The sequence below is a fragment of the Nonomuraea sp. N2-4H genome (genome assembly GCF_045291505.1).
In the GTDB taxonomy this organism is placed as follows: Bacteria; Actinomycetota; Actinomycetes; order Streptosporangiales; family Streptosporangiaceae; genus Nonomuraea; species Nonomuraea fastidiosa.
The window spans coordinates 25,480-38,417 of sequence record NZ_CP147987.1 but is presented as its reverse complement, the minus strand read 5'-3'; the positions used below and the strand labels follow the sequence as shown (position 1 = coordinate 38,417).

Here is a 12,938-nt window from a genome sequence, read left to right as displayed (position 1 = left end):
CCGGAGGTGATCCCCACGAGCGCGAGGTTCTCCCGGCCCCCATGCGACACGGCGCGCGAAGCCGCCTCGGTTGCGATCGCGCACGGTGCTGTGGATATTCTTCACCATCAACCTGAGCTGCCCGGATCCGCGCGTGCCCACACCCGCACGCGCCCGGCGCCGGTCGGCCGCCGCGGCCCGCGGTTGACCACTCGGGCCGAAGTGAGTTCCGATGATCTCGCGGTGACCAGACACGCCCTCACCGCCGTGGCAGAAGTGAAGGTGAGAGCGTGAGCGACGACAGCCCCCGCGTACCGAAGTACTACGACGTGAAACGGGCCCTGCTCGAACTCACCAAGACCCTTCCCCCGGGCACCGCGCTGCCCCCTGAGCGTACGCTCGCCGTCCGGTTCGAGACCTCGCGCACCACCGTCAGGCAGGCGCTCACCGAGCTGGTCGTCGAGGGGCGGCTGCTGCGCATCCAGGGCAAGGGCACGTTCGTCGCACAGCCCAAGGTCGCCCAGGTGCTCCAGCTCACCTCGTACATCGGCGACCTGCGCACCGCCGGTCTCGAGCCCGACACCAAGATCCTCGAGATGGGCTACATCACCGCCGACGAGACGCTCGCCCGCCGGCTCGCCATCAAGCCAGGCGGCCGCGTGCTGCGCATCCACCGCCTGCGCCTGGCCAACGGCGAGCCCGTCTCCATCGACACCACCCACCTGTCCGCGCGCCGCTTCCCCCGCCTGCGCCGCGAGCTCGAGGTGCACTCCTCGCTGTACGAGACCCTGCACAACGCCTACAACGTGCGCCTGACGGACGCCGAGGAGATCATCGAGACCGTCCTCGCCACCCCGTACGACGCCAAGGCGCTCGGCGTGGACGTGGGCCTGCCCATGCTGCTGCTCACCCGCCACGCCTTCGACGCCGACGGCAACCCCGTGGAGTGGGCGCAGTCGCTCTACCGCGGCGACCGGTACAAGTTCGTCACCCGCCTGCGCCGCCCCTGACCCTCCCGGCACGACGGCCCTTGACCGGATCCTCTCCCCTGACGCCGATCTTCTACGCTTGGGCGCATGAGCGTTCTCGTCGTCGCAGGCACCGGGACCGGTGTGGGGAAGACCGTGGTGGTGGCCGCGGTGGCCGCGCTAGCGGTGGACCGCGGGGCCGACGTCGCCGTGGTGAAGCCCGCCCAGACCGGGGCGGCCCCCCTTGACGATGGCGACGTCGATCGCGTGATGCGGCTGTCCGGGGTGCGGACGACGTTCGAGCTGAGCCGCTTCCCCGACGCGCTGCCGCCCGCGGCGGCGGCCCGCGCCTGCGAGATGCCGCCCGCGTCGATGGCCTCGGCGGCCACGCTGGCGCGCGAGCTGGCGGAGAGCAACCGGCTGGTGCTGGTGGAGGGCACAGGCGGGCTGCTCGACCGCTACGACGAGGACGGCGCCACCATCGCCGACCTCGCGCGTACGCTGCGCGCGCAGGTGCTCGTCGTGGTGGGCGCAGGGCCGGCACGGTCAACCAGACCGCGCTCACCCTGGAGGCGCTGGCCCACCGGGGGCTCGACCTGGCGGGGGTCGTCATCGGGCGCTGGCCGGCCGAGCCGGGGAAGGCGGAGCGCGCCGCCGTGGCCGACCTGGAGATGCTGGCGGCGCGGCCCCTCGCGGGAGTGCTCCCCGACGGCGCCGGCGACCTGGCGGGCCCTGAGGCGTTCCTCGACGTCGCGCGGCGCGGGCTGAGCCCCATGCTGGGCGGCACGTTCGACCCGTCGGTCTTCCGCCAGACCACCTGAAGCCGGGCCGGCGAGACGGGCACGAGGGTGGGGTTTTCCCTACCTTCCACCGGCACACCAGGCCCATTTCAAATCCCTGCCGCCGATCAATACCGTTGAGCCATGAAAGTCCCCCGTCCCTGGTCGGCGCGTGCCTGGCTGGACACGGCGCATGTCATGGCCGGCGTGCCCGTCTCCTTGCTGCTCGGCATGCTCACGCTGGCCCTGGCCGTGGTGCCGCCGCTGCTGGCGCGGGTGGTCCCGAGGTTCACGGGGGTGCAGCGATCGCGGTTCGAGGCGTTCCTCGACGCCCGCATCCCGCCCGTACGCTCTCCGGCGAACCTGCGCACGCCCGCGACGTGGCGGCAGATCGGCTACCACCTGCTCTCGCCCTGGGTGACCGTGATCGCCGCAGGGCTGGTCGCGACGGCGTGGGGCGGTGCCGTGGTGGGGCTGCTGGCGTTCCTGCCCGCGAAGTTCCAGAAGCCGCCGCTTGAGTTCCTCTTCGACCTGCGCAACAACCGGGTCGTGCTCGTCTACATGCTCGTGGGGCTGACGCTGGCGCTGCTCGCGCCACTGCTGGCGCGCGGCATGGCGGCGCTCGACCTGGCGGTGGCGCGTACGCTGCTCGGCCCGAGCCGCAGCGAGCTGGACCAGCGGATCGAGACGCTGACCGAGAGCCGGGCCGGGGTGATCGACGCGGCCGACGCCGAGCGCCGCAGGATCGAGCGCGACCTGCACGACGGCGCGCAGCAGCGGCTGGTGTCGCTGGCCATGAACCTGGGGCTGGCCAGGGCGACGCTGACGGACCTGCCGGATCCCGCGCGCGAGGCGATCGCGCAGGCCCACGAGGAGGCCAAGCAGGCGCTCAAAGAGCTGCGCGACTTCGTCCGCGGCCTGCACCCCGCGGTGCTGAACGACCAGGGTCTCGACGCGGCGCTGTCGGGTGTGGCGGCCCGCGCGCCCTTCCCGGTGAAACTGCACGTCGACATCGAGCGGCGGCCGACTCCGACCATCGAGGCGGTGGCCTTCTTCGTCGTGTCCGAGGCGTTGACGAACACCGCCAAGCACGCGGCGGCCACCAAGGCCGAGGTGCGCGTGCGGCGTGAGCGCGACCGCCTGCACGTGCTCGTCTGGGACGACGGCTGCGGCGGTGCCAGGATGGACGGCGGCACCGGGCTGCGCGGCCTGGCCCAGCGGGTCGACTCCGTGGACGGGACGCTGCGACTGTCCAGCCCGCTGGGCGGACCGACGACGATCGAGGTGGAGCTGCCGTGCGAGTAGTGCTCGCAGAGGATTCCGTACTGCTGCGCGAAGGGCTGATCAGGCTACTGGACGCGGCCGGCATGAAGGTCGTGGCGGCCGTCGACGAGGCCGAGGGCCTGCTGCGCGCGACCGAGGAGCACCGGCCCGATCTGGTCATCACCGACGTGCGCATGCCGCCCACGCACACCGACGAGGGCCTGCGCGCCGCGCTGGTGCTGCGCCGCCAGCAGCCGAAGCTCGCGGTGCTGGTGCTCTCGCAGTACGTCGAGGAGCGCTACGCCGCTCAGCTGCTCGCGTCGGCCGCGACGGGCGGTGTCGGCTACCTGCTGAAGGACCGGGTGGCGGACGTGGCGGAGTTCATCGACGCGCTGCGCAGGGTGGCGGCGGGCGGCACGGCGCTCGACCCGGAGGTGGTCGCCCAGCTCCTGCTGCGCGGCAACAGCGACCCGCTGGAGCGGCTGACGCCGCGCGAGCACGAGGTGCTGAAGCTGATGGCCGAGGGCCGCTCCAACGCGGGCATCGCGCAGGCTCTGGTGCTCAGCGAGGGCGCGGTGGGCAAGCACATCGGCAACATCTTCGCCAAGCTCGGCCTGGCCCCGGACGAGGGCGACCACCGGCGGGTGCTCGCGGTGCTGCAGTTCCTCAAGATCAGGAGCCTGCCGTGAGGTCGGCGTGGCTCGTGGCGGGCGCGGTGGCCACGGTCATCGCGCTGACGCTCTCCACGGTGACCCTCTGGCGGGTGTTCGCCCAGGCGCGTACGCCGAGGGACGTCACCTTGCGCTCGATCCCGTTCGACGGCGACAGCGTCCGCGTCAAGGCCGGCAAGGGGCAGGTCGCCCTGTCCGTGCTGCCCGGCAAGGCGGGCGAGCTGCTCGTGGAGCGCTCGTTGCGCTGGGACCGGGACCGGCCGAAGGTGACGGAGGACTGGAACCCCGCCTCCGGTACGCTCCTGCTCGACGCGGTCTGCCCCGGCTCCGACCAGCCCGACGGCCCCCTCTGCCAGGCCGACTACACGCTGTTCTTGCCGCCGGAGACGGACCTTGAGGCGAGCACCCGCGGCGGTCGGATCACGGTGCACGAGCTGTTCGGCGACGTGCGCCTGACGTCGGTGTCGGGGGACGTCGACGTCAGAGAGGTCTCGGGCGACGTCTGGGCGCGTACGGGCACGGGAAGCGTGGACGCCGACGGGCTCACCGGCAAGAAGGCCGACGTGGAGGTCGGCTCGGGCGACGTGGAGCTGATGTTCGCGGTGACGCCGTCGCAGGTCAAGGCGGTCGTCCGTACCTCGGGTAACGTCGCCGTGAACGTGCCGCCGCAGGCGCGCGCGGGCACGGACGGCGCCCACGCGTACAACGTCACGGTCTCCGGCACCAACACCACGGTGGACGTCCCGCAGAGGGAGGACGCCAAGCGCACGATCGTCGCGACGACCGAAGACGGCATCGTGACGGTCTGCTGCCAATAGTCCTGGTTCGTCGCGCGCCAAAGGCCGGTCAACGCGCCGGTCGAGGTCTGTTTACTCCTGTGACTGGTTGGTAAGTTCCGGGCATGGAGTCTGCGAAGCACGCCGGTGACGCCGCCGTCGCCGTGTCCAAGGCCTATGGCGTCGAGACCATGTTCACCCTCTCGGGCGGCCACGTCTTCCCCCTCTACGATGGCGCGGTGCACGAGGGCATGCGCATCCTCGACGTACGCCACGAGCAGAGCGCGGTCTTCGCCGCCGAGGCGACCGCACGGCTGACCAGGAGCCCCGGCCTGGCGGTGCTGACGGCGGGCCCGGGCGTCACCAACGGGGTGAGCGGCGTGGCGACGGCACACTTCAACGGCTCGCCCGTCGTGGTGCTCGGCGGCCGGGCGCCCCAGTCGCGCTGGGGCAGCGGCGCGCTGCAGGAGATGGACCATCCGCCGCTGCTCGACCCGATCACCAAGCTGTCGTTCACGGCGAGCGGGGCCGACTCGATCGGGCAGGACGTCGAGGTGGCCTTCCGCACGGCGGTGGCGCCGCATCGCGGCCCCGTCTTCCTCGACTTCTACATGGACCACCTGTTCTCGCCCTCCCCTGTCCACGAGGTGCGCACGCAGACGCCGTCCCCGCTGGAGCCCGACCCCGACGACCTGGCGGGCATCGCGCGCCTGCTGGCCGAGGCCGAGCGCCCGGTCCTGGTGTACGGCTCCGACGTGTGGATGGACCGCGCGGAGGAGGCGGCCCGCGACTTCGCCGAGACGTGGCGGCTGCCGGTCATCCCCAACGGGCAGGGCCGCGGCATCCTGCCATCGGGCCACGAGCTGCTGGTGACCAGGGCGCGGGGCATGGCCTTCGGCCAGGCCGACCTGGTGATCGTGGTGGGCACGCCGCTCGACTTCCGGCTCGGCTACGGCTGGTTCGGCGGCAAGGACGGCGCGCCGCTCGCCAGGGTGGTGCACATCGCCGACGCGCCCTCGCAGCTCACCACCCACATGCAGCCGGCCGCGTCGGCCGCGGGCGACCTGTCGGTGGTGTTCTGGAGCCTCGGCACGGCCTGCGCGGAGGCGGGGGTGAAGCCCGACGCGTACGCGCCGTGGGTGGAGAAGCTGTCCGGCGCCGCCAAGGCCGCCATCGCCAGCGACGCCGAGCTGCTGGCCTCCGACGCCGACCCGATCCACCCGATGCGCATCTACGGCGAGCTGGCCAAGGTGCTCGACGACGACGCCGTGGTGATCGGCGACGGCGGCGACTTCGTCTCGTACGCGGGCAAGTACGTCGAGCCGAAGCGGCCGGGCAACTGGCTCGACCCCGGCCCGTACGGCTGTCTCGGCACCGGGCTCGGCTACTCCATCGCCGCCCGCCTGGCCAGGCCGTCCTCACAGGTGGTGCTGCTGCTCGGCGACGGCGCGGCGGGCTTTTCGCTGATGGACGTCGACACGCTGGTGCGGCACAGGCTGCCGGTCGTCATGATCTGCGGCAACAACGGCATCTGGGGCCTGGAGAAGCACCCCATGCAGCTGCTGTACGGCTACGACGTGGCGGCCGAGCTGCAGCCGCAGTGCCGCTACGACCAGGTGGTCACCGCGCTCGGCGGCGGCGGCGAGCTGGTGACCAAGCCGTCGGAGATCGGTCCCGCGCTGCGCAGGGCGTTCGACTCGGGGGTGCCGTACATGGTGAACATCGCGACGGACCCGCAGATCGCCTACCCGCGCAACACGACGGGCGTCTGACCCGTCAGGGCGCCTTGGAGGGCGTGGGGGTCGGCGTGGGCGTCTCCGGCGGGCTGTCCTCGGGGCAGACGCTGTCGATGAGCACCATCTTGATCTCCGTGCCCTTGTCCACCGCCTTGCCCGGCCCCGGCGTGGTCTGCTTGATCCGCCCGCAGCGCCGGCCGTCGGTGGTGGTCGTGCGGTCCTCGATCACCGGCTGCAGGCCGGCCGCCTCGATCATGCCCTGGGCCTCGAGCAGACGCCTGCCCACCACGTTCGGCACCAGCACCTTCTTGACCGTCGGGCTCGCGGATGGCGACTTCGACGGCGTCGGGCTGGTGGAAGGCGTGGTGGTGGGCGTCTTGGCGGGCTCCTCGGTCGCCACGGGGGTGCTCCGGGTGACCGAGGGCTTCGGGCTGTAGGGGCGGTTGACCGTCTGCTCGGCGGCTCGCGTCGGCTCGGGCTCGCGGGTGGGCGGCTCGGCCGTCCTGGTCTTGGGGGGCCTGCTCGTCTTGGGCTTGCCCTCCTTACCGTCGCCCTGGTTGGCCACAGCGGAGGTGGTCTGGGTCGGCTCCGCGGGCGTGCCGGTGATGCCTGTCAGCGCGACCGCACCGGCGCCCGCGCCGAGCACGACGGCCGCCGCGATGCCGGCGACCAGCCCGGTCCTGCGCGGCGCCTTGGCGGCACGCCGGCTCCGCGCCGCTCGGAGACGTTGGTGTCCTCCTGGGCCAGCCGGGCGCCGGTCTGGTAGGGGTCGGTCTCGCGCGGCTGGTAGGAGCCGGTCTGGTACGCCTCGGGCGGCGGCGCCATCGTCGCCCCCGTGGACGGCGCGGTGGACAGCGCGCCGGACAGCGCCTCGGGCGCGGCCGGGGTCTGCCCGCTCGCGATCGCCCTGGCGGCCTCGCTCATCGCGCGCGCGTTGGGGTAGCGCCTGGCGGGGTCCTTCGACAGGGCGATGTCCACGAGCCGGCGCACCGGCTGCGGGATGTCGGCCGGCAGCGGCGGCGGAGCCTCGCGGATGTGCTTGAGCGCGATCGTGACGGCGCTGTCGCCGTCGAAGGGCCGCTGGCCCACCAGGCACTCGTACGCGACGACGCCGAGCGCGTAGATGTCGACGGCGGGCGTCACGGGGGCGCCTTCGGCCTGCTCGGGAGCGCAGTAGGCGGCGGTGCCGAGCACCATGCCGGCGTCGGTGAGCCGGCTTGCGATGTCGGAGCGCGCGATGCCGAAGTCGGTGAGCACGAGCGTGCCGTCGCGCTGCACGAGCAGGTTGCCCGGCTTGACGTCACGGTGCACGATGCCCTGGTCGTGGACGGCCTGCAGGGCCGAGGCGGCCTGCGCGATCAGCTCCATGGCCGCCTGCGGCGGGATGCGGCCCAGCCGGGCGAGCAGCCGGTCGAGCGGCTCGCCGTCGACGAACTTCATCACCAGGTAGACGGTGTCGCCGCTGACGCCGTAGTCGTAGACGTCCACGACCCCGGGGTGGTTGATCGTGGCCATCGCCCGCGCCTCCCCCTGGAAGCGGGCGACGAAGCCGGGGTCCTGCATGCGGCCTGGGAGCAGCACTTTGACGGCGACGGTGCGGGCGAGCACGGTGTCCTCGCCTCGCCACACCTCGCCCATGCCACCGGCGCCGATGCGGGTATCCAGGCGATACCGTCCCGCCAGCGTCGTCCCTTGGGCCACCATGATTCCCCCGCTACCCCCCTACGTCCGTACCTCTCCCACCCCGCGGATCTCCAACAAAGCGAAGTTTTGTCGCGGTGAGGTTACACAGTGGTCACGGAACTCAGAGAGTGTACGACTCACCTGTCTCACATGCCACTCAAAAGCCTCAAGCCGTACAAAGCCTATCCTGAGGCCTTGTAGGAGCACTTGTCCGCGTTTCCGGGAAGTCAGCGGGCCCATTCCGCCGCCCTTAGGCTGATCCCCATGACGCTCGCACCAGGGCTGCGCGCCCAGCTTTCGACCGTCGTCGAGATGGCCGACACCGCCAAGGAGATCGGCAGCGGTGATGTGCCCGTGCTGGCCACACCCCGGCTGCTCGCCCTGGCCGAGGCCGCGACCGTACGCGCCGTCGGCCGGCATCTCGCGCCCGGCGAGACCTCCGTCGGCACCCGGGTCGCCCTCGACCACCTGGCCGCCAGCCCGCTCGGCGCGCGCGTGCAGGTCGGCGTCGAGCTGACCGAGGTCGACGGGCGGCGGCTGGTCTTCGCGTTCGAGGCCCACGACGAGCGCGGCGCCGTGGTCGGCAAGGGCACGATCGAGCGCGTCGTGGTCGACCGTGCCAGGTTCCTCGCCCGCACTACTCGATGACCGCGATCAGGTCGCCTTCCTGGATCACGTCGCCCTCGGCCACCTTGAGCTGCGCCACCACGCCGTCGTCCTCGGCGATCACCGGGATCTCCATCTTCATGGACTCGAGGATGACGAGCGTGTCGCCGTCGGAGACGGTGTCGCCCTCCTTGACGAGGACCTTCCACACGTTCGCCACCATCTCAGCGCGTACCTCAGCCACCGGGACCTCCCTCTTTCACTGATCCAACAATCTCATGCGGCCTACGCGCGCATCCGCGCGACCAGGCCGGTGTCATAGTCGCCGGCGGCGAACTCCGCGTTCTCCAGCAGCTCCGCGCAGAACGGCAGGTTGTTCTTCGGGCCCTCGACGACGAACTCCGCGATCGCCTTGCGGCCCTTCTCCAGCGCCTCCGCCCGGTCGGAGCCGTGGACGCACAGCTTGGCCATCAGCGGGTCGTAGAACGGGGTGACGGTGTTGCCCTCCGCGTAGCCCGAGTCGACGCGCACGCCGTCGCCCGCAGGCTCCTCCCACGCCGTGATCTTTCCGGGGCCGGGGAAGAACCGCTTGGGGTCCTCGGCGTACACCCGGAACTCGATGGCGTGGCCGCGCGGCTCGGGCCGCACCTCGGGGCGCTCGCCGGCCGCCACCCGCAGCTGCAGCTCGACCAGATCGAGGCCGGTCACCAGCTCGGTGACCGGGTGCTCCACCTGCAGCCTGGTGTTCATCTCCAGGAACACGAAGTCCTGCTTGTCGGCGTCGACCAGGCACTCGACCGTGCCCGCGCCGACGTAGCCGACCGCCTCGCCGGCCCGCACCGCCGCCTTGAGCATGCGCTCGCGCAGCTCGGCGCTGATGCCGGGCGACGGCGACTCCTCGACGACCTTCTGGTGGCGGCGCTGCACCGAGCAGTCGCGCTCGCCCAGCGCGACGACCTCGCCGCCGGGCAGGCCGAGGATCTGCACCTCGACGTGGCGGGCCCGCTCGATGTAGCGCTCGAGCAGCACGGCGGGCCCGTCGAGCGCGTCGCCGGAGAACCGCGCCGCCGCCCTGGCGGCCTGCTCGTACGCCTTGGCCAGCGCCTCCTCGTCGTGGGCGACGCTCATGCCGATGCCACCGCCGCCGCCCGCGGTCTTGACCATGACCGGGTAGCCGATGGACTCGGCGGCCTTGAGCGCCTGCGACAGGTCCGTCACCGGCTCGCGGGTGCCCGCCGCGACCGGCACGCCGGCGGCCTCCATGAGGTTACGAGCGTTGATCTTGTCGCCCATTTTGTCGATGGCCTCGGGCGACGGGCCGATCCACACCATCCCGGCCTCGATCACGGCCCTGGCGAACGCGGCGTTCTCGGCGAGGAAGCCGTAGCCGGGGTGGATCGCCTTGGCGCCGGTGTCGCGCGCCGCCTGCAGCACCTTGGCGACGTCGAGGTAGCTCTGCGCCGGGTTGGCCGGTCCGAGCAGCACGGCCTCGTCGGCCTCGCGGACGAAGGGCAGGTCGGCGTCGGCCTCGGAGTGGACCGCGATGGCTCGCAGGCCCATCCGCTTGACCGTGCGGATGATCCGCCGCGCGATCTCCCCTCGGTTGGCGATCAGAACGGGTCCGAGCGTCTCAGTAAGCACGCCGACAACCCTACGACCGCCACTGCCTTGACCCCTTTCCCCCTAAACCACCGATCCGGCGAGCACGATCTGTAGGAAACCCACAAAAGTGAACGGCTGGAAACACCTCCGGAGCGCGGCCGGCTGTAGATCTCAGACCCGGCCGCGGTCGATCACGCGGGCCAGCGCCTCCACCGCATGGGCATCGTACGCGCTGCCGGCCGACAACCGGATGCGCTCCAGCGCCGCCCCGCTCCTGTCGCGGTCGGTCGAGGGCCCCACCAGGTCGTCGTAGGCGTTGGCGACCTTGATGATGCGGCTCGACAGCGGCGGATCGTCGGCGATCATGTCGCACTGCCTGCGCACCACCTCGGCCACCCGGTCGAGCACGCCCGTCTGCTTGATGACCTCGGCGCCCAGCTCGGCGATGCGGCGCGCCTGGTCGGGCTCTGTCAGCACGGTCGCCCCGCCCGGGATGGGGTCGCGCAGCGAGAGCTGGCCGATGTCGTGCATGAGCGCGGCGTACTCCAGCTCCAGCAGCTCGGGCTCGGCCATGCCCAGCTCCCTGCCGATGGCCACGGCCAGGCGGCTGACCCGGCGCGAGTGCCCCGGCTCGACGTAGCCGCCGACCTCGGTGACCCGCGACAGGGCGCGCACGGTCTGCAGGTAGGTGGCGCGGATGCCGGCGTACTTGCGGAAGGCCACCTGCGTGACCAGCAGCGGCGCGGCGAACACCAGCAGCGCCACCAGGTCCATGCTGTGCGTGGCCAGCGCCAGCAGCACGCCCGACGACCCCACGGCGGCCCCCAGCGGGAACGCCATGTTGAGCTCGTCGCGCACCGCCACCCGGAACGCGGTGCGCACCTGCTCGGCCCGCAGCAGCGCGGCGATCAGCACGTCCACCAGCAGCGTGATCGTGATCAACGTCACCATCACCGCCAGCGCCGGCCACCAGGTGCTCGTGGGCGGCGTGGTCAGCTCGTACAGGGGGTCGGCCAGCGGGCGGAAGGCGAAGGCCAGCAGCGCGCCGGTGAGCAGCCGCCTGGCCATCGCGTCGAGGCGCGGCGGGCGGCCCACCGCCAGGTGCGGCAGCGCCCCCGCCAGCATGCCGACCGCGATCACCGCCACGACCTGCAACGCCGAGTGGCGCAGCGGGTTCTGGCTGAGGTCGAGCAGCAGCGTGTAGCCCAGCGCGGCGGCGGCCCCGATGGGCGCGACCTCCCTGTTGCCCGGCATGGTCAGCCTGGCCAGCTCGCCGACCGCGATCAGCGCGCCGAACCCGACCGCGATCTCCGGCCGGTCGAGCCCCTCGGCCGCCGTGTACGCCACACCGGTCAGCGCCACCAGCCCGGCCGCGCAGATGAGCAGCAGCTGCCCCGAGTCGAGCCTGCGCAGGACCGTGTGCAGCGACCGGTCCCGTCTCCTCACACGCTCAGTGGTGATCATGGCCCGGTCACGACCTGGATGGGCATCGTCGGGTCGTCGTGGTCCTTGATCTGCGTCTCGGCGACCTCGGGCGGCGGCGGATCGACACGGCGCGGCGGCTGCCACGGCTCGCGTTCGAGCGCGCGGATGAACGCCGCCACCATGACCGGGTCGAAGTGCGTGCCCGCGCTCTTGCGCAGCTCGTCGATGGCCACCGGCACCGGCCGCGCGCCCCGGTAGGAACGGTCCGACGTCATCGAGTCGAACGCGTCGGCCACCGCGATGACCTTGGCGAACTCGGGGATCTCGTCGCCCGCCAGCCCCATCGGGTATCCGGTGCCGTCGTGCCGCTCGTGGTGGTGCATGATCCCGGCGTACGCCTCGTCGAGGAAGCCGATGCCGCGCACGATCTCCAGCCCGCGCATCGGGTGAAGCTGGATCGCGGCGAACTCCTCCTCCGTCAGCGGCCCCTCCTTCTGCAGCACCTTGGTGGGCACGCCGAGCTTGCCCACGTCGTGCAGCATGCCCGCGTAGCGGATGGCGCGCACCCGCTGGGGGCCCATGCCGATCTCCTGCGCGATCATGGACGACGCGTGTGAGACGCGCGTGCAGTGACCGCGCGTGTAGTAGTCCTTCGTCTCCACGGCCTGACAGAGCGCGGCGATCGTCGCGTCGTACGAGCGCTGCTGCGCGTGATACTGCCCGAACGCCCAGCGCGCCACGAACAGCGGCACCAGCACCAGCACCGCGGAGATCGACGCCACCGTGGCCCACAGCCCCGCCACCAGCAGCCCGAACGTGCCGTAGCCCAGATACGACAGCAGGAACTGGGCCATGCCGCGCATCGGCATCTCGGTGGCCCGCACGTGCGTGGCCAGCCCGATCATGGTGAGCGTGAGCGCGATGTTGAGCGGCACGAACACGGCCGTGGCCGCGGCGTACGGGCCGATGAGGTCGTCGAACGCGTTGACGTCGGGCACGCCGACCCGGCCGTCCAACGCCTCGTAGACCCGCCCGGCGGTGTAACCGCAGATGGCGAATTGAGCGCCGTTGAACAGCCGTTTGACCAGCGGCAGTCCGGGCCTGACGCTGACCATCGCGGTCAGCCCGACCAGCGCGGCGCCCTCGGGGCCGATCAGCACCACCGCCGCGAGCGAGGCGGAGAAGCTGACGGACACCGCGGTCTGCTCCACGTTGAGCAGCGTCGGCATCGACTCGCACACCAGGAACAGCAGGGCGAGGACCAGGAGAATGTCCAGGTCCTCGGTGACCACGGGCGCGCCGGAGACGATCACGCCGCGGACGATGAGAGCGGCCGCCGCCCCGATCACGGCGACCAGATAGACCCTTGCGGGCCACGGCAGATCACGCATGGCGGCCCCCCATAGCCATCAGGTCCAGGTCACTCCGGGAGGCAGGATGCCGCCGGACA

General features: G+C 71.9%; 13 protein-coding genes. 7 read left to right on the top strand and 6 right to left on the bottom strand.

What is annotated here, in order from left to right:
• Positions 1-269: 269 nt before the first annotated feature.
• From WBK31_RS00180 to WBK31_RS00155, 6 genes are all read left to right on the top strand, one after another.
• Positions 270-989 (top strand): GntR family transcriptional regulator, encoded by a 720-nt coding sequence (locus WBK31_RS00180; protein WP_364059437.1) that lies wholly within the window; start codon positions 270-272, stop codon positions 987-989.
• Between the two features lie 66 nt (positions 990-1,055).
• Positions 1,056-1,715 (top strand): ATP-dependent dethiobiotin synthetase BioD, encoded by a 660-nt coding sequence (gene bioD, locus WBK31_RS00175; RefSeq protein ID WP_378785107.1) that lies wholly within the window; start codon positions 1,056-1,058, stop codon positions 1,713-1,715.
• Between the two features lie 155 nt (positions 1,716-1,870).
• A complete protein-coding gene (locus tag WBK31_RS00170; RefSeq protein ID WP_364059443.1) occupies positions 1,871-3,031 on the top strand; it encodes a histidine kinase in 1,161 nt (386 codons plus the stop codon).
• Complete coding sequence (locus WBK31_RS00165) at positions 3,022-3,678, top strand: response regulator transcription factor (RefSeq protein ID WP_364059446.1); 657 nt, start codon at positions 3,022-3,024, stop codon at positions 3,676-3,678. Before WBK31_RS00170 ends, WBK31_RS00165 begins: the two co-directional genes overlap by 10 nt.
• Positions 3,675-4,478, top strand: coding sequence for a DUF4097 family beta strand repeat-containing protein (locus WBK31_RS00160; protein WP_364059449.1), 804 nt, complete (start codon positions 3,675-3,677; stop codon positions 4,476-4,478). The genes WBK31_RS00165 and WBK31_RS00160 overlap by 4 nt, the downstream gene beginning before the upstream one ends.
• Positions 4,479-4,561: 83 nt before the next feature.
• Positions 4,562-6,208: an acetolactate synthase gene (locus tag WBK31_RS00155; protein ID WP_406674144.1), complete on the top strand. Its 1,647-nt coding sequence runs from the start codon at positions 4,562-4,564 to the stop codon at positions 6,206-6,208.
• A 4-nt stretch (positions 6,209-6,212) separates the two neighbouring features.
• Here WBK31_RS00155 and WBK31_RS00150 read toward each other — a convergent pair whose 3' ends face one another.
• Together WBK31_RS00150 and WBK31_RS00145 are read right to left on the bottom strand one after the other, a co-directional pair.
• The gene (locus WBK31_RS00150) at positions 6,213-6,818 is read right to left on the bottom strand and encodes a PASTA domain-containing protein (RefSeq protein WP_378785110.1); all 606 of its coding nucleotides are present in this window, start codon (positions 6,816-6,818) and stop codon (positions 6,213-6,215) included.
• Complete coding sequence (locus tag WBK31_RS00145; protein WP_378785111.1) at positions 6,785-7,876, bottom strand: protein kinase domain-containing protein; 1,092 nt, start codon at positions 7,874-7,876, stop codon at positions 6,785-6,787. Before WBK31_RS00145 ends, WBK31_RS00150 begins: the two co-directional genes overlap by 34 nt.
• A 243-nt stretch (positions 7,877-8,119) precedes the next feature.
• On the opposite strand from WBK31_RS00145, the gene WBK31_RS00140 reads away from it, so the two are divergent.
• The gene (locus WBK31_RS00140) at positions 8,120-8,503 is read left to right on the top strand and encodes a thioesterase, FlK family (RefSeq protein ID WP_364059458.1); all 384 of its coding nucleotides are present in this window, start codon (positions 8,120-8,122) and stop codon (positions 8,501-8,503) included.
• On the opposite strand, the gene WBK31_RS00135 is transcribed toward WBK31_RS00140, so the two are convergent.
• The 4 genes from WBK31_RS00135 to WBK31_RS00120 form a co-directional block, all read right to left on the bottom strand.
• Positions 8,493-8,705: a biotin/lipoyl-binding carrier protein gene (locus WBK31_RS00135; protein WP_364059461.1), complete on the bottom strand. Its 213-nt coding sequence runs from the start codon at positions 8,703-8,705 to the stop codon at positions 8,493-8,495. The two genes, WBK31_RS00140 and WBK31_RS00135, sit on opposite strands and share 11 nt — an antisense overlap.
• A 41-nt stretch (positions 8,706-8,746) precedes the next feature.
• On the bottom strand, positions 8,747-10,102 hold the full coding sequence (locus WBK31_RS00130; RefSeq protein ID WP_378785112.1) for an acetyl/propionyl/methylcrotonyl-CoA carboxylase subunit alpha: 1,356 nt from the start codon (positions 10,100-10,102) through the stop codon (positions 8,747-8,749).
• Positions 10,103-10,234: 132 nt separating this feature from the next.
• Complete coding sequence (locus tag WBK31_RS00125; protein WP_406674143.1) at positions 10,235-11,527, bottom strand: HD-GYP domain-containing protein; 1,293 nt, start codon at positions 11,525-11,527, stop codon at positions 10,235-10,237.
• A complete protein-coding gene (locus WBK31_RS00120) occupies positions 11,524-12,879 on the bottom strand; it encodes an HD-GYP domain-containing protein (RefSeq protein ID WP_364059470.1) in 1,356 nt (451 codons plus the stop codon). Before WBK31_RS00120 ends, WBK31_RS00125 begins: the two co-directional genes overlap by 4 nt.
• Between the last annotated feature and the right edge of the window lie 59 nt (positions 12,880-12,938).

Coding starts and splice junctions, on each gene's coding strand:
- bioD (WP_378785107.1), top strand. CDS start 1,056: ATGAGCGTTCTCGTCGTCGCAGGCACCGGGACCGGTGTGGGGAAGACC.
- WBK31_RS00170 (WP_364059443.1), top strand. CDS start 1,871: ATGAAAGTCCCCCGTCCCTGGTCGGCGCGTGCCTGGCTGGACACGGCG.
- WBK31_RS00155 (WP_406674144.1), top strand. CDS start 4,562: ATGGAGTCTGCGAAGCACGCCGGTGACGCCGCCGTCGCCGTGTCCAAG.
- WBK31_RS00145 (WP_378785111.1), bottom strand. CDS start 7,876: ATGGTGGCCCAAGGGACGACGCTGGCGGGACGGTATCGCCTGGATACC.
- WBK31_RS00140 (WP_364059458.1), top strand. CDS start 8,120: ATGACGCTCGCACCAGGGCTGCGCGCCCAGCTTTCGACCGTCGTCGAG.
- WBK31_RS00125 (WP_406674143.1), bottom strand. CDS start 11,527: ATGATCACCACTGAGCGTGTGAGGAGACGGGACCGGTCGCTGCACACG.
- WBK31_RS00120 (WP_364059470.1), bottom strand. CDS start 12,879: ATGCGTGATCTGCCGTGGCCCGCAAGGGTCTATCTGGTCGCCGTGATC.